Raw genomic sequence first — 19294 nt, 5'->3', positions numbered from 1 at the left:
CCCATAATAAATCGTATTTTTAAACCCTCTAAAACCAAATCATTTAATGGGTAAAATCATTGCAATTGCTAATCAAAAAGGAGGTGTCGGCAAAACGACGACCTCAGTAAATTTAGCGGCTTCTTTAGGTGCTCTAGAGAAGAAAGTCCTACTTATAGATGCAGATCCTCAAGCCAACGCAAGTTCTGGGCTGGGCATCGATGTCGATGCCGTAGAAATTGGCTCGTATCAAGTACTAGAACACACAAAACCTGCAAAAGAAGCTATAGTTGCTTCCAATGCGCCAAACGTAGATGTTATTCCTGCGCATATTGATCTCGTGGCTATTGAAATAGAACTTGTGGATAAGGATGAGCGTGAATATATGTTGAAAAAAGCTATTTCTGAATTAAAATCCGATTACGACTATATCCTAATTGATTGTGCACCATCATTAGGTTTATTAACTTTGAATGCCCTAACAGCTTCAGATTCGGTAATTATCCCTATTCAATGTGAGTACTTTGCACTTGAAGGTCTAGGAAAACTGTTAAATACTATTAAAAGTGTACAGAAAATACACAATGAAGCGTTAGACATTGAGGGTATGCTACTCACCATGTTTGATTCGCGCTTGCGCTTATCCAACCAAGTGGTTGAAGAAGTACAAAAGCACTTTAGTGATATGGTTTTCGATACCATCATTCAGCGTAATGTTAGACTTGGAGAAGCACCTAGTTATGGCGAAAGCATTATTAATTATGACGTAAGCAGTAAAGGTGCTGCTAACTACTTAAGTTTGGCTAAAGAGCTTATTAAGAAAAATGAATTGTAATGGCGAAAGCAACAAAAAAACAGGCACTAGGACGAGGACTTTCTGCTTTATTGAAAGATCCAGAAAATGATATAAAATCTGCTGAAGATAAAAATGCAGACAAGGTTGTTGGTAATATTGTTGAGCTCGATATCGAAAGTATTGAGGTTAATCCTTTTCAGCCAAGAACCAACTTTAATGAAGAATCTTTACGAGAACTGGCATCATCCATTCGTGAATTAGGTGTTATTCAACCTATTACTGTTAGAAAACTTGCCTTTAACAAGTATCAACTCGTATCTGGAGAACGTCGTTTTAGAGCCTCCAAACTTATTGGCTTAGAAACCATCCCAGCGTATATAAGAATTGCCAACGATCAGGAGTCCTTGGAAATGGCCTTGGTAGAGAATATTCAACGTCAAGACTTAGACCCAATCGAAATCGCCTTATCCTACCAACGTTTAATTGATGAAATTAATCTCACACAAGAACAAATGAGCGAACGTGTTGGTAAAAAGCGCTCAACTATTGCCAATTACTTGCGTTTATTAAAACTGGATCCTATCATACAAACAGGTATGCGTGATGGCTTTATCTCTATGGGACACGGCAGAGCCATGGTAAATATTGAAAGTCAGATTGACCAGCTTGAAGTTTACGAAAAAATCATCACCAATAAACTGTCTGTAAGGGCTACAGAACAATTGGTGAAAAACTTAAATTCTGATACAATTTCTGAATCAGATCATACATCTACCGAAGTACCCAAATATATCAAAAAAGGTGTTAAGGAATTTTCAGAGTACTTTGGGCATAAGATAGATGTCAAAGTATCAAAAAATGGAAAAGGGAAAATCACTATTCCTTTCCATTCCGAAGAAGATTTCAATAGAATCAAAAAACTAGTGCAGCGTGCAAAGTAAATATGTCTTTAGCATTTTGCTGTGTCTCTTTTCAGTTCTATTTTTATTTTCCCAGAAAGATAAGGATAGTACCAGCATAGCCATAGATAAAGACTTGATGGTCATTGAAGAACAAGCTCTTGAAAGAAAAGAAATTGATCCTTTAAGGCCCTCAAAAGCAGCATTCTACTCAGCTATCTTTCCTGGTGCTGGGCAAGCTTACAATAAAAAATATTGGAAGATCCCCATTGTTTGGGGAGCCATTGGTACAGGCGTTTATTTTTACATAAGAAATGATAAGCAGTTCGATCGTTACAGAGATGCCTATAAAAGACGTTTGGCAGGTTTTACAGATGATGAATTCTCTGATGAAAACGGAACTCCTCTAATCTCTGATGATGGTTTAATACGTGCTCAGCAAACATTTAGGCGAAATAAGGAAGTGTCCTTATTGATAACCTTGGGCTTATATGCACTAAATATCATTGATGCCAATGTAGATGCGCATTTATTACAATTCAATGTTGATGAAAATTTGAGTCTCAGTCCGCATTATCAATACAACCAAATGGAAAACTCATCGGACTTGGGCCTAACTCTTAATTTTAAATTCTAAGTATGAATATAGCTTTACTTGGTTATGGTAGAATGGGAAAGAGTATAGAAGCTATTGCTTTAACTCGAAACCATAGCATTTCATTAAAAATTACTGATGCCACCGATACTTATGATTTTTCGACTACAGATGTTGCTATAGACTTTAGCGTTCCTACTGCTGCCGTCTCAAATATAAAAAAAGCATTAGACGCTGGGGTCCCTGTAATATCAGGCACTACAGGCTGGCTAGAACACTATAGAGATATTTTAGAATACTGTAACTCTAAAAATGGAACATTCTTATATGCCTCTAACTTTAGCTTAGGTGTCAATATCTTTTTTGAAATTAATAAGCGTCTAAGTGAACTCATAGCCAATTTCCCTGAATATGCTATTGACATGGAAGAAATACACCACACCAAAAAATTGGACGCACCAAGTGGAACAGCTATTACTTTGGCTGAACAAATCATTGATAATACAAATTACAAAAAGTGGACTTTAGATAAGGCGAATGCAGATGAAATACATATTGAGGCAAAGCGAATTCCTGACGTGCCAGGCACTCATGAAATCACTTATAACTCAGATATAGATGCCATAAGTATTAAGCACACAGCGCACAACAGACAAGGTTTCGCTATGGGAGCCGTTATTGCAGCGGAATGGATAAAAGATAAAAAAGGCGTCTTCACTATGCAAGATGTGCTACAAATTAATGTCTAATGATTAATGAAAAATGACCTAAAAGATCGTACTAAGACATTCGCACATCAAATTATAAAATTAATAGCGCAATTACCTAATGATTATTTATCTAATCACATTAAAAAACAGCATATGAGATGTGCTACATCAGTAGCAGCAAATTACAGAGCTACGTGTATAGCTCAATCTAAGCGTAGTTTTGTTTCTAAAATAAGCATTGTGATTGAAGAAATAGACGAAAGTCATTTCTGGTTAGAATTTATTATTGACGAAAAATTATTACCACTAAACATTTGTAAATCTTTGTTAAATGAAGCAGACGAACTTACAAGGATTTTTATATCATCAAGAAAAACCGCAAATTTGAACCTTAAAAATTAATCAATTGTCAATTGACAATTATCATTATAGAAATTATGACTTGGACACAGTGGTTTATATTTTTACTCGTTTTACAAATTATACATGGCTTAGGCACGTGGAAATTATATATTAAAGCCGGTAGACAGGCATGGGAAGCTTTTGTTCCTATATACAACGCTGTAGTTTTAATGAAAATCATTTCCCGCCCTTGGTGGTGGGTTATTTTAATGTTTCTACCAATTGTAAATCTCATTATGATTCCTGCAGCTTGGGTAGAAACTGCAAGAGCCTTTGGGAAAGACACAAAATTGGATGCATTGCTCTGTATTATAACACTTGGATTCTACTTATACTATCTTAATTATTTTGCTGATGTCAACTACATAGAAAATAGAGCGCTAAAACCAAAAACCTCTGCAGGTGAATGGATTACATCTATCCTATTTGCAATTGTCGCAGCAACCATTGTTCATACGTATTTCTTTCAACCTTTTGTTATTCCGTCATCATCTTTGGAGAAGTCACTTTTAGTCGGTGATTTTCTTATAGTTAGTAAAATCCATTATGGCGCTAGAGGCCCTATGACCACTGTTGGAGCACCGATGGTGCATGATACCATTCCTGTATTAAAAACAAAGTCGTATTTATATAACGATAATTTTGACAAGCGAAATACCTCTTGGGCTAACAAATTGCAATTGCCTTATTTCAGGTTACCTGGCTTTGAAAACGTAGAACGCAATGATATCGTGGTCTTTAATCAGCCAGCAGATACATTACTGGATATGAACGATTTTAATCCAGATCGCAATTACTACAAACCTATTGACAAAAAAACCAATTTGGTGAAACGTTGTGTAGGTTTACCAGGTGACACTTTAGAAATACGAAATGGTTATGTATATATCAATGGAACGCAAAATAAGCTACCTCCAAGATCACAATTACAGTTCTCCTATCGATTAACTTTAAAAAAACCTATAAGTACTTCAGGTGAAGAACGTATGTTTTATAATATGCTAGATAAAGTAGATATAGATGATGGGTTTCAATTCAATCCAAATGATGGTACATTTTACTTGGCAGCCGCCTCAGATAAGGCTATTGCCCAACTTAAGATACAACCCAATATTGCTAGCGTGGAACGCATAACTAGAGATCCAGAACAAAACGGTAATATTTTTCCTAGAGACCCAAATTATAAATGGAACGTAGATCACTTTGGACCACTTTGGATTCCCAAAGCTGGAGAAACTGTAAAGTTAAGTACTGATAATATTGCCATTTATAAACGAGCTATTGAAGAATACGAGAACAACAACGTGGTAACTCGCGGCAATCAGATATTTATTAATGAGCAACCAGCAACATCTTATACCTTTAAGCAAGATTATTACTGGATGATGGGTGATAATAGACATAACTCCATTGATAGTAGATATTGGGGATTTGTACCTTATAATCATATTTTTGGTAAGCCTGTGTTTATCTGGATGAGTATAGATGGTATTAATGACGGCATAAAAAATTGGAGCTTCCGTTGGGATAGAATTTTTACTACGGTTAGCGGAAGTGGCAAACGCAGCTCCTATTTAATTCCTTTTTTAGTAGTTGTCTTTGGAATCTATGGATTTAACAAATGGCGAAAGAAAAAGAAAGCGAAGGCGTAAAGCTTTCAACTAAATCCACAATATGGATTGTCTTATACATCCAACCTATTTCCCAAATCTGGAGCATTTTGCGGCCATAGTAAATGCTGATTCAATTTATTTTGAAGTTTGCGATAATTATCAAAAGCAAAGTTTTAGAAATAGAACAGAAATCTACGGTGCCAATGGCAAACTTTCTTTAACCGTTCCGGTAAATTATTCTCAAAAGAACAGGCAGTTGTATAAGGATGTAAAAATTGCCAATAAAGACCAATGGCAGCTTCAACATTTCAAATCATTGCAGTCTGCCTATAGTATGTCGCCTTTCTTCGAACATTATATTGACGATTTAAGACCTTTATTTGAAAAACAATTTGAGTATATTTTAGATTTAAACTTAGAATGTTTTGAACTGCTATTAGATTGTCTCCAAGTGGAGTTAACGACTTATAAAACAAGTATATTTGAAAAAGAACCTAAAGACAAAAAAGATTTTAGAGTATTAGTAAAACGAAATCATCAAGCCAACGCTTTAGACTATTATACTCAGGTTTTTACAAAGAAGCATGGCTTTATTCCCAACTTGAGCATTTTGGACTTGTTGTTTAATGAAGGTCCAAATTCTGAGTTATATTTGAAGCGACAGCCTTTATAGACTATGCTAAAATTTATAATTCATTACGGCTTACATTTTGGATTACCAATTGCTATCGCACTAATATTCTTTAGAAAGGAATGGTTAAAAGCTTATCTCATTATGCTTTCAGCATTCATTATTGATCTAGATCATTTGCTTGCCAATCCCATTTTTGATCCTGAGCGTTGTAGCATTAATTTTCACCCATTACACGCCTACTATGCTATTGTAACTTATATTGTGCTCCTAATTCCAAAACAAACTCGTATTTTTGCACTTGGACTTTTGGCTCACATTGTTTCTGATAGTGCCGATTGTCTTTTAATCTAAATTCAGTGTCGCTTTTATGGGATAATGGTCTGAGAGTTTCATGTCATTAAAGGTCTTAAAGCCATTCACAGAGAAGCTTTCATCCGCCAGAATAAAGTCGATTCGTAACGGAAAGAATTTAAAGTCAAACGTCTTTCCAAAACCATTTCCGGCTTCTTCAAAGGAATCTACCAGATCATCACCTTTTATTTTTCTATAAATATAAGAATACGCGGTATTATTGAAATCTCCCGTAATGATAATCTTATAAGGGCATTTAGATTTATGTTTAAGAAATAATTCTACTTGATTTTGCTGTGCCTTAAATGTACTACTCACCTGTTTAAACAAATCACTAGATTTCTCCTTTTTAAGTTTTTCTACATCTGCATTTACACGAGCAGATTGCAGATGCAAGTTATATATTCTTAAAGTGTCAGTCCCTTTAACAACATCCACAAAAATCGCATTATTTGTTGTATTCGGAAACTCTAAAGATCCAGAATTTATTATAGGGTATTTTGAGTATATGGTTTGCCCGCCTTTAGCTGTTTTGGTGTAACTAGCATTATAATTATAATACCCATCGAGCGCAACTGGATCTCCTCGTCTATATTCCTGTAATGAAATAATATCTGGATTTTCTTTATAAAGTAAAGCAATGATATCTTCCCTAACCGTATTACTTGGTAGCCAATCAAAAATATTAAACATCCTTACATTAAAGGACATTACAGTAAAATTTTCTTTTCGATCTACCTTTTTTGAGGATGAAAATTTATAAAGTGAACCCACATAGCTCAACCCCAACAGTAAAACGACTAAAGACAATAACATTTGCTTCTTTACTTGAAGCAACCAAAACAGAAAAAATAGAATATTGAGTAATATTAATAATGGGACACCCAGACTTAAAACTGACAAGGTAGCAAAGCTTTTAGGAGGCACATAAGGCAATAAATAAGAGATCAGCAGTAAAAATGCTGCCAATGAGTTGACAATAAATATAATCTTACCAAAGAATTTTAGTTTCTTCATCTTATGATTAATCCTCTTTACTGGCTTTGAACAAAAATTCTTTTTCTTTTGAAGTTAAACTATCGTAACCACTCTTGCTTATCTTATCTAGTATTGTATCTATCTGCTTTTGTTTTTCGCTCTTGGCTGAATCTTTTTTGGAATGTGTTTGCTTATTTACCGTTTTACTTTTAGAACGATGTACAGTTTTTAAGTTTGATTTTGGCTTGAACCAACTTGCCACACTATCCATTATGCGCTCAAAACCTAATCCGATATCCTTACCTTTGGCTAATTGGGCCGCATAATAATATCCTAGAAGGTAGCCTCCTATATGTGCTATATAACCGCCTTGATTGATACCTAGCATTAACCTAAATACGTCCATTACAACAAAAAAGATGGCAATATGCATCCATTTGACATTAAACGTATTGAACAACCTAATCTGAGATTGTGGCATGTAGATGGCTATAAACATTAGTAACGCACTCACGCCAGCTGAAGCCCCAACCATAATACCGTTCTTAGTCCCAAAGAAATTTGTCGGCATAAGATTGGAAACTGCTAGATAGGCTAATCCTCCAAAAATGATGCCCAGAAAATAAATGTTCAGTACCATCTTGGTTCTAAACAAATTGGAGGCCGTGCGAGACAGATAAAACAAAAATAGCATGTTAAAGAGCAAATGCCAGATATCAGCATGTAAGAAACCATAAGTTAGTAATGACCATGGTTGCCATATATAATCGCCAAAATTAGCAGGAAGCACGAAGTATTTGACAACATTCAATTTAAGTAAACTAGATACTAAAACATCACATATAAACACGATGATATTAATGGTAATGATCTTACCAAAAACATCGAGCATGTTATATTTATATTTTAAATTTTGAATGGTGTTCATTAGTTCCAACGATATTTGTCTTTCTCGTTTTTCTTCCAGAAATACATGAGCAAAAACCCTGTTAATGCACCACCAACGTGCGCCATATAAGCAGTATTACTAGGACTAAAAATAGATTGCCCAGTTAAACCCGAAAATAAATCCATAGCAATAATGGCAGGAATAAAATACTTCGCTTTAATAGGTATTGGTAAGAAAATAAGCATGAGTTTAGATTCTGGAAATAACATTCCGAAAGCCACAAGAACACCCATAATAGCACCAGATGCTCCTACCATTGTTGAATTAAAAGCACTTACAAAACTTTCAAAATTATCACCTAATATACCTTGCCAAGCCGTATTGTATTTTCCCTCGGCGAGTATCCCCATTATTTCATTTTGAGAACCACCATTAGCTATCAAAGTTTCCAAACCTGTGTTAAACTGAAAATATAAAAATGCAACTTGAATAATAGCTGCTCCAAAACCTGAAAGCAAATAAAACGTTAGAAACTTCTTCCAACCAAAAATCTGTTCTACAGCAGTACCAAACATCCACAGAGCGAACATGTTAAACAAAATGTGCATCAAGTTACCATGCATAAACATATGTGTCACAACTTGCCAAGGCTGAAATAGGGTATTCTTAGGAAAGTATAATGCGAACCAATCATAAAATGACTGACCATTTCCAATTGCTGTTGTTCCAATGAACATAATTACATTAATAATCAATAAATGCTTTACCGCATCGGTTATGCCTTGTCTCATACTCTACATAAATTTTTTTTCAATATCATCTGTGGTCATAGTGATAAAGGTTGGTCTGTTTGTTGGCGATACATTCGGCTCCTTGCAAGCGAATAAGCTATTCAACAAATGTTCTTGTTCCGTATTGTTTAATGATTGCCCATTTTTAATTGCCAAACTCTTTGCCATTGATTTTGCCAATAAGTCCGCTGCACTAAAATTGGCATCCGGCACATCGCTTTCTACATCACTTATCAATTGTTCTAAAATAATAGACACTTCACTTTCTGGAACGCCCACTGGAACACCTGTAATGGTAATGCCCTCTTCTGTAACGTCAGAAAACACAAATCCCGTATGCTCCAAGTCTGTTTTTAAATCAGTTATGATTTTACTCTCGTTCGGCGTAAAATGCAATTGCAACGGAAATAACAGCTGTTGACTTGTAGCCTCTTTAATTGTTATGTGTTTTAAAAAACTTTCATACAAGACACGTTGATGTGCTCTGTTTTGATCAATAATCAACATACCAGACCTCAGCGTACTTACGATATATTTTTGTTGAAGTTGAAATGTTGTCTTACTGGTTTCAATAGAAGTATTACTAAAAATCGATTCGGTTTTAGAATCACTTTCAAAAGTGACTTCACTAAAATCATCTTTCGTATTATTACCTCGAGACTCCAAGCCAACATAAAGACTTTCCCATGATGCTGTAGATGCTTTTTTAAAGCTAGTATGTTGTTGCGCTCGTCTTGATGGCTTAGCATCGTCCACAAATGGATTAAAACTTCTATCCACTTCAATAGCTGGAGTATTCACCCTTTTATCTTTGTAACTATAAGGTGTATTTAAGCTACTCTGATGTTCAAAATCCAAAACAGGTGCAATATTAAATTGTCCCAAACTGTGTTTTACTGCCGAACGCAAAATAGCGTATAAGGTGTGCTCATCGTCGAACTTAATTTCGGTTTTTGTAGGATGAATATTTATATCTATCGTTTTTGGATCTACGGTGAGATTCAAAAAATAGCTTGGATGATAACCATCTTTTAATAAACCCTCAAATGCAGCACCAATGGCATGGTTGAGATAAGGACTTTTAATAAACCGCTGATTGACAAAGAAGAATTGCTCGGAGCGCGTTTTCTTGGAATATTCTGGTTTACCGACAAACCCTGAGATTTTCAACACTTCCGTTTCCTCTTCAACTGGCACCAGTTTTTCGTTGGTTCTGCCTCCAAAAATATGTACAACACGCTGTCTGTAATTTTCATTCGGTAAATGGAACATCTCACTTCCATTATGATAAAATTTAAATGCTATACTAGGATGTGCTAATGCAACACGATGAAATTCATCAGTGATATGTCTCAATTCTACGGTATCGGACTTTAAAAAATTACGCCTCGCTGGTATATTAAAAAATAAGTGCTTTACAGCCACGGAAGTTCCTGTAGGTGTTACTGAAACCTCTTGAGATTTTACTTGGCTTCCTTCTATTGTAATCGCCGTTCCTAGCTCATCATCTGGACGCTTAGTTTTTAATTCGACGTGGGCGATCGCTGCAATACTTGCTAATGCTTCTCCTCTAAAGCCTTTGGTATTCAGTTGAAATAAATCTTCTGCGGATTTTATTTTTGAAGTGGCATGGCGCTCAAAGCTCAAACGCGCATCTGTGACACTCATGCCTTTGCCATTGTCAATGACTTGCACCAAAGTTTTACCAGCGTCTTTGATAATGAGTTTAATTTCAGAGGCATCAGCATCAATGGCATTTTCCAAGAGCTCTTTAACCACAGAAGCTGGTCGCTGTACCACCTCGCCTGCTGCAATTTGATTAGCAACATGGTCTGGTAAAAGTTGAATAATATCCGTCATTAGCCTTTTGGAAAGAAAATAGACAAGTCGAAACCTATTAAAAATAAGAATAGTAAAATTAAAACACCTGCAATAATAAACACGCGCTTATTCACGCTATCATCTCTATCGTTTTGATATTCGTCCAAAGCGGCATTAAACTTTGCTTTGATACCTTTTGGCGTATTAACCGTTTTTCTGTATCCGTCGAATTTATGCTTCAATTCATAAGGATTTCCATCACCTTTGTAATAACGAGGCTTATAACTATACTTTTTATTCCTTTTTAACTTCATTAAACCCATAATATCCTTATTAAATATACCCCTCTAGGATATACATTAAAACAAAAAGAGATACTAGCATGATTATTAAAGCTGGCAACGAAAATAGTTTATTCCCTTTTCGTTTGGCATGCCCTTTAATTTCATTCCATTTCATCTCCAAGTCGTCTTTCGACTCTTTCCGATCAGTGTCGGGATTAGAATCCTGAAAACGAGGTTTGTAGCTAAACCGTTTATTTTTCCTCTGATTAAACAAGTTGACTCGTGAATTAAACCTTGATTCACTTCAAAAGTACTTAAAATACTAAGAAAAATAGTCTAAGGATTCCTTAAAATTATCAACAAAAAGGATGCCATAATAAGTTAGAAGCTTGAGGTTGGAAGCATGAAGTAAATCGTAAGCAATTTTACGTTCTAGTGAATACTCAGACTAAAAACTACTTGGTATCTCTTCGCAATGCTGCCATTTTTATAGCAGTGATAGCGGCCTCAGTACCTTTATTGCCATGCTTTCCACCAGAACGGTCAATAGATTGTTGCCTATTATTATCTGTAAGCACACAAAAGATAACAGGTATATCACCTTGAAGATTCAAATCCTTAATACCTTGGGTAACACCCTCGCAAACAAAATCGAAATGCTTAGTCTCGCCTTGAATCACACAGCCAATAACAATGATAGCATCAAGCATACCAGAATCGGCATAAACACTTTTAGAAAGTCGTGCAGCTCCGTAAGTGAGTTCAAAAGTTCCAGGAACGTTCCAGCGAACGATATTTTCCTTTAAAGCACCACAATCTATTAGTGCATCAAACGCACCTTGCCAAAGTCCTTCAGTAATGGTATCATTCCATTCTGAAACAACAATCCCAAACCGAAAGTCTTTCGCGTTTGGGATTGTGGCTTTATCGTAGTTCGATAAATTATGATTTGCAGTAGCCATGTTTTATAAGCTTGCTTCTACTTTTCCAATTAAAATATCGACTTGTCCAGCTTCCGTAGCATCAGGAAAGTCCGATTTTATGCGCTTCAAATAATCTAAAGCTTTAGAGTTTTCATCTAAATCTATAGCGACACGTGCAGCTTTCAGTAGATACATTGGTGTAGTAAACTCATTGACGTTTGCCTTGAATGCTTTTTCGTAATACTCCAATGCTTCTGGTAATTGTTCTAATTGTACAAAAGCATCACCAATACCACCTTTAGCAATTGGTCCCAGCATTTTATCATCACTAGAAAAATCACTTAAATAAGTTACTGCATTTTGATAATCCTTAAGATTCAAATACGCCATACCTGCATAATAGTTCGCTAGATTAGCAGCAGGTGTTCCGCCATATTGATCTATAATATCTAACATACCATATTTTCCTTCTCCACCATTTAAAGACATCGTATACAATGAATCTGAGGAAATTCCATTGGCAGCATCCTCAAAATACTTCTTAGCCTGGTACATTTCGTTCATGGCTTCCTTACCTTGTGGCTCAGCAATAAATTTACTATAACCCAAGTAACCCAAAACAACTAACGCGATAGCTGCAATAGCACCAATAATATAATTTTGATTTTTAACAAACCATTCTTCCGTTTTAGAAGCGCCCTCATCCAAAGTATTAAATACCTCTGCTGTTGCTGAGTTTTCCTCAACAATTTCTTCCTTTTCCTTTTTGGTTTTTGGTTTGTAGCCTCTTTTCTTATACGTTGCCATATCTTGTCTATTAATGCGTGCGCAAAAATAAAATTTTTATTGGGATTTAAAAGCCTATTTATTTGTTATTTTTCAATAATTTGCAAGACGAATTTACACCTCTCAACAGCAATAAATACAAGGAAACAGTGTAATTTTTATGATTCTAAACACGCTATCTTTAGTTAATTACAAAAATTTTGAAAGTCAGGTTTTCGATTTCGACGCTAAAATCAATTGCTTTGTTGGTGCGAATGGTGTTGGAAAAACCAATGCTCTGGACGCTATTTACCATTTGGCATTTGGCAAGAGTTATTTTAACCCAATAGCACTTCAAAATATAAAACATGATACAGAATTTTTTGTTGTTGATGGCAATTTCACAAAGCTCGAAAGAACTGAAAGAATTGTGGTGTCGTTAAAGCGTGGACAGAAAAAAATTATTAAACGAAACGGAAAAGCCTACGAGAAATTTAGCGATCACATTGGCTTTATTCCATTAGTTATTATTTCACCTGCAGATCGCGATTTAATTATTGAAGGTAGTGATACACGAAGAAAATTCATTGACAGTGTCATTTCACAAAGTGATAAAACCTATTTATCTGCTTTAATCAGCTACAACAAAGTATTATCGCAGCGCAACGCGCTTCTGAAATATTTTGCGCTAAACAACACATTCAATGGCGATACGCTTGCCATTTACAACGAGCAACTTAATGCATATGCGTCAGAAATATTCAAAAAAAGAGAAGAATTCCTAAAGATTTTTATACCAATTTTCAAGGAACGTTATGAAGCTATTAGCCAAAGTAAAGAAGTCATAGATTTAAAATATAAAAGTGATTTATTCGAAAGAGAACTCATAGACCTATTACAATCCAACCTCAACAAAGACAAAGCTTTACAATACACAAGTGTTGGCACGCACAAAGATGATTTGGTGTTTTTAATTGATGATTTCCCAATTAAAAAATTTGGAAGTCAAGGTCAACAAAAATCCTTTTTGATTGCACTAAAATTAGCCCAGTTCGATTTTATAAAGCAACAAAGCGGTGTGGCGCCTATTTTATTGCTGGACGATATTTTTGATAAACTGGATGAAAATCGTGTGGCACAAATTATAAGCTTAGTGGACGATGAACATTTTGGTCAGATTTTTATAAGCGATACACATGCCGATCGAACAGAGAACGTTGTAAAGCAGATTCATCAATCCTATAAATTGTTTAAGCTATGAGAAAATTATTATGGCTAGTCTGTATTGTCGTGTTGGGCTGCTCTGGAAATCCAGAAACGTATATAGAACACCTCGATGGTTACTGGGAAATTGAAAAAGTCACTCTTGCTGATGGTACTGTGAAACAATATCGATTTAACGAAACCATTGACTATATAAAAATCAATGATAGTTCAAAAGGTTTTAGAAAAAAGGTGAAGCCCGGAATCAATGATACCTATTTCACTTCGGATGACTCTGAAGCACTAGCGTTAAAAATTGAGGACAACCAATTAAATATTCATTATAGTACACCATATTCAAATTGGGTAGAAACCGTATTAGAAGCCTCAAAAGAGCATCTTAAGATTAAGAATGAAAATAACAACGTATATTTATATAAACGTTATACGCCAATAAATTTGGATATTGAGTAATTAATAAAGATTCCTGTGTTCACAGGAAGTAATTATGGCAAAACGCAATAACGATAACCGACCTATTGAAGAGATCCTAAAGGAGTTTGTAAAAACCAACAATTTAGAATCAGGATTGGACAAAGTCAATGTTCGAGAAGCATGGGCAAATCTAATGGGTAATGGTGTAAACAACTACACCACAGCAATCGAGTTAAAGCACGAAACTTTGTATGTGCAGTTGAGTTCTAGCGTACTGCGTGAAGAATTGAGTTATGGTAATGAAAAGATTGTAAAAATGCTTAACGAATCTATTGGCAAAGACGTTGTAAAAAAATTAGTGCTGCGTTAGTCTAAAAATGCTAAAGTTTTCAAAAACCTAAAAGTGCCAGGATTGATGCTTCGTATCTTTACAAAAAGTATCACATGAGGCTCTTTATTTTCATATGTATATCCATATACTTTCAAACGATGACCTTATTTAATTTTAATTCAGATAGTGATATTAGTAGCTGGCGCATTCTCGATGACGTTGTTATGGGCGGACGATCTGATGGACATTTTAAAATCAATTCTGATGGTCATGGCGAATACACTGGCGACGTATCTCTAGAAAATAATGGCGGATTCTCTTCATTGCGCTATTATTTTGAAACTGTTGATGCCACGGAATATTCAAAATTCAATATCAGAATAAAAGGCGATGGAAAGACCTATCAGTTTAGAGTAAAAGACAATGATTCTGATAGACACTCATATATTTATGAGTTTGACACGACTGCCGACTGGCAAACTATAGAAATTCCGTTTGATAAGATGTATGCTTCCTTTAGAGGCTATCGCTTGGATATTCCCAACTTTAAAGGGCAACAAATGGAAGAGATTGCATTCTTAATCGGCAATAAAAAAGAGGAAAGCTTCAAACTACTTATCGACACCATCATTTTAGAATAATATTTGGTATTTTTAAGTTCTAATTTTTTTGGCTTAAATGAAATACGCAAAACTGGTTCTTTCCTTTCTACTGACCATAGGAATATTTTACGTTTTAAATACCAAGCTGGGTGCCGTTCCACCTATTGGAAAATTTTTAAATCCATATGCAGGTATTTGGCAGAACGAAATTGATGAATCCATTACTGGAGAAGTCTCAATTCCAGGATTAAAAGATAAGGTAAGCGTGCATTATGATGCGCAATTAATTCCGCATGTATTCGCTCAAAATAATCACGACCTATATAAAGCACAAGGTTACTTAACCGCAAAACATCGCTTGTGGCAGTTGGAGTTTCAAACCTATGCCTCTGCTGGGCGTTTGTCCGAAATTATTGGAGAGGGCGCTTTAAACTATGATAGAACTGAGCGACGTCGAGGTATGGGTTATGGCGCAGATCAAGCTATCTCCTATATGGAAAAACATGATCCTGAAACTTTGGCTTTTGTTCAAGATTATGCTGATGGTGTCAATGCCTATATCGATCAACTCGACCCAAAAGATTATCCTGTTGAGTACAAATTATTGGACTATCAACCTGAGAAATGGACACCAAAGAAGACGGCACTTCTATTAATGTATATGACTAAAATGCTGGCAGGAGGTGATGACGATTTAGAATACACTAATGTTTTAAGACTTTTCGGGAAAGCTAATTTTGATCTCTTATTCCCAGATTTCTTCGATATAAACGATCCAGTTATTCCTAACGAAACGGATTGGAGTTTTATTGATGTACCACAAACTGAATTACCCGAAAGTCTAGCCCTTTTAGATACCATAAGAGAAACCATTGTAAAGCCTAATCCAGATAACGGTAGTAATAATTGGGCCATTTCTGGTGACAAGTCAGCTACAGGACATCCAATCTTAGCGAATGATCCACATTTAGGATTGAATTTACCAGCCATTTGGTTTGTGATGCAGTTGAGTACTCCAAATCATAATGCGTTTGGCGCCACTATTCCTGGAGCTTTGAGCGTGATTTCAGGATTTAACCAGCATATCGCTTGGGGAGAAACCAACGCCACGAGAGATGTTATTGATTGGTACAAGGTCGAATTTAACGACAACCGCACCAAATATAAATATGACGGCAAATGGAAAGACCTAACCATCAGAATTGAAGATATAAAAATTAAAGGTAAAGAGAATTATAAGGATACCGTACTTTATACGCACCATGGTCCCGTAGTGTATGATAAAAATTTTAAATCCGATTTAGAATTGGCTGGTTACGCTATGAAATGGGTAGGCCATGAAGGTGGTAACAATCAAAAAACCTTTTTAGAGCTCAATAAGGCTAAAAACTATGACGACTATGTCAATGCCTTAGCCTATTGGAATGCGCCTGCTCAAAATTTTGTATTTGCTTCAACCGATGGTGATATTGCTTTATGGATCCAAGGTAAATTTCCAAATAAATGGGAAGGACAAGGCAAGTTTTTAATGGATGGTAGCAATCCAGAAAATGATTGGCAAAGTTATATTCCTCAAGAATTTAATGCTAAAGTCAAAAATCCAAAACGTGGTTTTGTAAGCTCCGCGAATCAGCATCCAGTTGATGAAAATTATCCGTTTTATGTTTTTAATGATGGCTATGAAACCTATAGAAATCGCGTGATTAATGACTTCTTTACATCTAAGGAAAAATTTAATGTAGAGGATTTTAAAAATTTACACAACAATAATTACAATCTTAAAGCGGCAGAATTAGTGCCCTACATGCTAGAGCATATGAGTACAACGGGCTTAAACAATAAAGAACTTGATATTTTATCAGAAATAAAGTCATGGCAATTTAACAATGATATAGATGAAGTTGGACCAAGTATTTGGAGACAATGGTATGGCAAACTATACAATATGGTTTGGGATGAATTTGATTTAGAAGATACCGCTTTGACTCCTCCATATACCTACCAGACCATCTATCTTTTAAAGAATAATGGTAACCATGAGTTAATGGATATTGTTGAAACTGATAAAGTTGAAACTGCTTCAGATTTGTTTCTTCTAGCCTTTAAAAAAGCTGCTGAACGTCTTTTAGAAATAAAAGAAGAGCAAGGCGATTACAAATGGGCAAATTATAAAGGCACTTATGCAGGGCATTTATTGCAAGCACTTCCTGCATTTTCTCGTTTTGATATTCCAATTGGTGGCGATCGAAATATTGTGAATGCTACATCAGAAAATCATGGTCCATCTTGGCGGATGATTGTAGAAATGACCTCTCCTCCTACTGCGCTAGGTATTTATCCTGGAGGACAGTCTGGCAATCCAGGTAGTAAATATTACGATAATTTTATTGATGATTGGGCCGCAGGAAAATACCACAGTCTCAACTTTTTGCAATCCGATGAAGCTACAGACGTCATTATCGGAACTCAAACCCTAATACCAGCTAAATAAATGAACAATAAAATACTCAACTTCATCGCTACCCTAGTTTTGGCTATTGTTTTATCCTTTTTCTTGCCTTGGTGGTCGGTAATGACAGCAGCGCTAACAACTGCTTTATTTATTCCTCTAAAAAAAGCAGCCGTCTTTTTGGTGCCATTCCTGGCTATCCTTTTATTTTGGGCTATTTACAGCTTTATTTTAAGTAATGGAAATGATTTCACTTTAGCAAAACGTATTGCGCAACTATTACCATTAGGAGGAAATCCTTATGTCTTAATATTAGTGACTGGTGTTGTTGGTGGTCTAGCTGCAGGCATTGCTGCTACGTTTGGAAAACAATTGAGCTTAGCGTTTAAGAATTAATCAAACGACCCAACTACTCATTTATATTGACCAAAACCTTGCTTTCTGCCCATTGAATAGCAGTTTCCAAATCGTTAAACCGTCGTATTTTTTTATTAAAAAATAAATTTTCTATAACCGTATTAAGAAAGCTAAAACTGTTGTAACCTATAACGCCATAACCTCTAAGGCTGAAACTATTCTTATAAAAGTATAGCCAGTCCATTGGTTTAAGTGAATACGAATGTATACGATGTGATAAATACACAAGTTCACTACCGTCTGTTTGCGCAAATTCAGCAACGTCTTCTGCCATTTTCTTAGCGTGATCTTCCCACGAAAAAACCACTCCTTCCTTTATTTCTGAAAGCACATAGCCTTCAAAAATATAGACATCAGCAAACGGGTAATTTAGTTCTTTTATGACATCAGAATAAAACCGAGTATTCTTAAGACTTAGCATTTTAATTAAGTTTATATCAGTGAGGGCATTCGAATGTATAAATAAATACTAAAACTGTAAGAAAATTACGATGTAATGTCCTTTTTTACAGAGGAAATAATATAGTTTACTTAAAAAACGGAGATAATGACAAGAGATTCATAGATATGGAAAAGTAGGATGTTTTGTTTTATTTCAACTTTGTATCATAATAAAAAAACAACACTATTATGAGCACAAAAACAGCAATTATTACAGGAGGCAGTAGAGGTTTAGGCAGAGATATGGCACTAAATCTTGCACAACATGGTATTGACATCATCTTTTCTTACCACAGCAATATTACCAAGGCAAACGAGCTTATTGATGAGATTAAAATTACTGGACAAGATGCCAAAGCTTTTCAATTTGATGCTAACGATTTTAAGAGTGGTCAGATATTTATTGAAAATGCTACGGCATATCTAAAAGAAAAGCATGGCAATTCTAATTTTGACTTTTTAATCAACAACGCAGGTACAGGTACTTTTAATTTTATTGCAGATACCAAAGAAGCGCAGTTCAACGAAATGATGAACGTGCATCTTAAAAGTGTCTATTTTTTAACACAAAGGGCACTGCCATACATCAATGATGGCGGACGTATTATAAATATATCTAGTGGACTCGCTAGATTCAGTCTTCCAGGCATGTCTTCTTATGCTATAATGAAAGGTGGAGTCGAGGTGTTTACACGGTATCTAGCTAAAGAACTTGGTAGCAGAAAAATTACAGCAAATACGGTGGCACCAGGTGCTATTGCAACGGATTTTGCCGGCGGCAGTAATAAAAATGAAGAAAAAGCAAAACTTATCGCTAGCATTACAGCATTAGGACGCGTAGGAGAAGCCGAAGATATAGGTGGTGTTATTGCATTTTTATGCTCTGATAAAGCAAGTTGGGTAAATGGTCAGCGTATAGAGGTCTCTGGAGGTATGCTCGTTTAATCCCAAAAGAATTGGGCTAAATCTAGTCCAATTCTTTTCAC

At 35.5% G+C, this 19294-nt stretch carries 23 protein-coding genes; 15 read left to right on the top strand and 8 right to left on the bottom strand.

Features of this window, described 5'->3' with window-relative positions:
* Nucleotides 1-46: 46 nt before the first annotated feature.
* Genes H7F21_RS11660 through H7F21_RS11625 form a run of 8 tightly spaced genes read left to right on the top strand, consistent with a single transcriptional unit; the run spans nucleotide 47 to nucleotide 5979 of the window.
* Nucleotides 47-814, top strand: a complete 768-nt coding sequence (locus tag H7F21_RS11660) for a ParA family protein (RefSeq protein ID WP_185789466.1) — start codon at nucleotides 47-49, stop codon at nucleotides 812-814.
* Nucleotides 814-1716 carry a ParB/RepB/Spo0J family partition protein gene (locus tag H7F21_RS11655; RefSeq protein ID WP_185789465.1) on the top strand — a complete coding sequence of 301 codons (903 nt, stop codon included), beginning with the start codon at nucleotides 814-816 and terminating at the stop codon, nucleotides 1714-1716. Before H7F21_RS11660 ends, H7F21_RS11655 begins: the two co-directional genes overlap by 1 nt.
* On the top strand, nucleotides 1706-2311 hold the full coding sequence (locus H7F21_RS11650; protein ID WP_185789464.1) for a DUF5683 domain-containing protein: 606 nt from the start codon (nucleotides 1706-1708) through the stop codon (nucleotides 2309-2311). Before H7F21_RS11655 ends, H7F21_RS11650 begins: the two co-directional genes overlap by 11 nt.
* 2 nt (nucleotides 2312-2313) lie before the next feature.
* A complete protein-coding gene (gene dapB, locus H7F21_RS11645) occupies nucleotides 2314-3018 on the top strand; it encodes a 4-hydroxy-tetrahydrodipicolinate reductase (RefSeq protein ID WP_185789463.1) in 705 nt (234 codons plus the stop codon).
* A gap of 6 nt (nucleotides 3019-3024) precedes the next feature.
* On the top strand, nucleotides 3025-3381 hold the full coding sequence (locus H7F21_RS11640; RefSeq protein ID WP_185789462.1) for a four helix bundle protein: 357 nt from the start codon (nucleotides 3025-3027) through the stop codon (nucleotides 3379-3381).
* 35 nt (nucleotides 3382-3416) lie between these two features.
* Nucleotides 3417-5033 carry a signal peptidase I gene (lepB, locus tag H7F21_RS11635; protein WP_185789661.1) on the top strand — a complete coding sequence of 539 codons (1617 nt, stop codon included), beginning with the start codon at nucleotides 3417-3419 and terminating at the stop codon, nucleotides 5031-5033.
* A 22-nt stretch (nucleotides 5034-5055) separates the two neighbouring features.
* Entirely contained in the window at nucleotides 5056-5667 is a 612-nt protein-coding gene (locus H7F21_RS11630) for a WbqC family protein (RefSeq protein WP_185789461.1), read from the top strand.
* Nucleotides 5668-5670: 3 nt separating this feature from the next.
* Nucleotides 5671-5979 (top strand): DUF6122 family protein, encoded by a 309-nt coding sequence (locus tag H7F21_RS11625; protein ID WP_185789460.1) that lies wholly within the window; start codon nucleotides 5671-5673, stop codon nucleotides 5977-5979.
* Here the strand turns inward: H7F21_RS11625 and H7F21_RS11620 are convergent.
* From H7F21_RS11620 to H7F21_RS11590, 7 genes are all read right to left on the bottom strand, one after another.
* Complete coding sequence (locus H7F21_RS11620; protein WP_185789459.1) at nucleotides 5971-6996, bottom strand: endonuclease/exonuclease/phosphatase family protein; 1026 nt, start codon at nucleotides 6994-6996, stop codon at nucleotides 5971-5973. The genes H7F21_RS11625 and H7F21_RS11620 overlap by 9 nt on opposite strands.
* 7 nt (nucleotides 6997-7003) lie before the next feature.
* Entirely contained in the window at nucleotides 7004-7885 is an 882-nt protein-coding gene (locus tag H7F21_RS11615; protein WP_185789458.1) for a rhomboid family protein, read from the bottom strand.
* A complete protein-coding gene (locus H7F21_RS11610; RefSeq protein WP_185789457.1) occupies nucleotides 7885-8637 on the bottom strand; it encodes a rhomboid family intramembrane serine protease in 753 nt (250 codons plus the stop codon). Before H7F21_RS11610 ends, H7F21_RS11615 begins: the two co-directional genes overlap by 1 nt.
* Nucleotides 8638-8640: 3 nt before the next feature.
* Nucleotides 8641-10497, bottom strand: coding sequence for a DNA mismatch repair endonuclease MutL (mutL, locus tag H7F21_RS11605; protein ID WP_185789456.1), 1857 nt, complete (start codon nucleotides 10495-10497; stop codon nucleotides 8641-8643).
* Nucleotides 10497-10772, bottom strand: coding sequence for a riboflavin synthase subunit beta (locus H7F21_RS11600; protein WP_343067650.1), 276 nt, complete (start codon nucleotides 10770-10772; stop codon nucleotides 10497-10499). The genes mutL and H7F21_RS11600 overlap by 1 nt, the downstream gene beginning before the upstream one ends.
* 425 nt (nucleotides 10773-11197) lie before the next feature.
* A complete protein-coding gene (gene ribH, locus H7F21_RS11595; protein WP_185789454.1) occupies nucleotides 11198-11704 on the bottom strand; it encodes a 6,7-dimethyl-8-ribityllumazine synthase in 507 nt (168 codons plus the stop codon).
* A gap of 3 nt (nucleotides 11705-11707) precedes the next feature.
* Nucleotides 11708-12472: a tetratricopeptide repeat protein gene (locus tag H7F21_RS11590; protein WP_185789453.1), complete on the bottom strand. Its 765-nt coding sequence runs from the start codon at nucleotides 12470-12472 to the stop codon at nucleotides 11708-11710.
* 139 nt (nucleotides 12473-12611) lie between these two features.
* On the opposite strand from H7F21_RS11590, the gene recF reads away from it, so the two are divergent.
* The 6 genes from recF to H7F21_RS11560 all read left to right on the top strand — a co-directional run bounded on the left by recF (nucleotide 12612) and on the right by H7F21_RS11560 (nucleotide 17846).
* Entirely contained in the window at nucleotides 12612-13691 is a 1080-nt protein-coding gene (recF, locus tag H7F21_RS11585) for a DNA replication/repair protein RecF (RefSeq protein WP_185789452.1), read from the top strand.
* Nucleotides 13688-14107: a lipocalin family protein gene (locus tag H7F21_RS11580; RefSeq protein WP_185789451.1), complete on the top strand. Its 420-nt coding sequence runs from the start codon at nucleotides 13688-13690 to the stop codon at nucleotides 14105-14107. Before recF ends, H7F21_RS11580 begins: the two co-directional genes overlap by 4 nt.
* A 34-nt stretch (nucleotides 14108-14141) precedes the next feature.
* Nucleotides 14142-14438 carry a DciA family protein gene (locus tag H7F21_RS11575; RefSeq protein ID WP_185789450.1) on the top strand — a complete coding sequence of 99 codons (297 nt, stop codon included), beginning with the start codon at nucleotides 14142-14144 and terminating at the stop codon, nucleotides 14436-14438.
* A 119-nt stretch (nucleotides 14439-14557) separates the two neighbouring features.
* Nucleotides 14558-15040, top strand: a complete 483-nt coding sequence (locus H7F21_RS11570; protein ID WP_185789449.1) for a CIA30 family protein — start codon at nucleotides 14558-14560, stop codon at nucleotides 15038-15040.
* A gap of 37 nt (nucleotides 15041-15077) precedes the next feature.
* Nucleotides 15078-17492 carry a penicillin acylase family protein gene (locus H7F21_RS11565; protein WP_185789448.1) on the top strand — a complete coding sequence of 805 codons (2415 nt, stop codon included), beginning with the start codon at nucleotides 15078-15080 and terminating at the stop codon, nucleotides 17490-17492.
* Entirely contained in the window at nucleotides 17493-17846 is a 354-nt protein-coding gene (locus H7F21_RS11560; protein WP_185789447.1) for a hypothetical protein, read from the top strand.
* A 13-nt stretch (nucleotides 17847-17859) separates the two neighbouring features.
* On the opposite strand, the gene H7F21_RS11555 is transcribed toward H7F21_RS11560, so the two are convergent.
* Entirely contained in the window at nucleotides 17860-18288 is a 429-nt protein-coding gene (locus H7F21_RS11555; RefSeq protein WP_185789446.1) for a hypothetical protein, read from the bottom strand.
* Nucleotides 18289-18497: 209 nt separating this feature from the next.
* Between H7F21_RS11555 and H7F21_RS11550 the strand changes: the two genes are divergently transcribed.
* The gene (locus H7F21_RS11550; RefSeq protein WP_185789445.1) at nucleotides 18498-19253 is read left to right on the top strand and encodes an SDR family NAD(P)-dependent oxidoreductase; all 756 of its coding nucleotides are present in this window, start codon (nucleotides 18498-18500) and stop codon (nucleotides 19251-19253) included.
* Nucleotides 19254-19294: the final 41 nt, after the last annotated feature.

Source organism: Winogradskyella flava (assembly GCF_014243395.1).
GTDB lineage: Bacteria > Bacteroidota > Bacteroidia > Flavobacteriales > Flavobacteriaceae > Winogradskyella > Winogradskyella flava.
The sequence above is the reverse complement of the archived record's forward strand: the minus strand, read 5'-3'. Positions and strand labels throughout refer to the sequence as shown.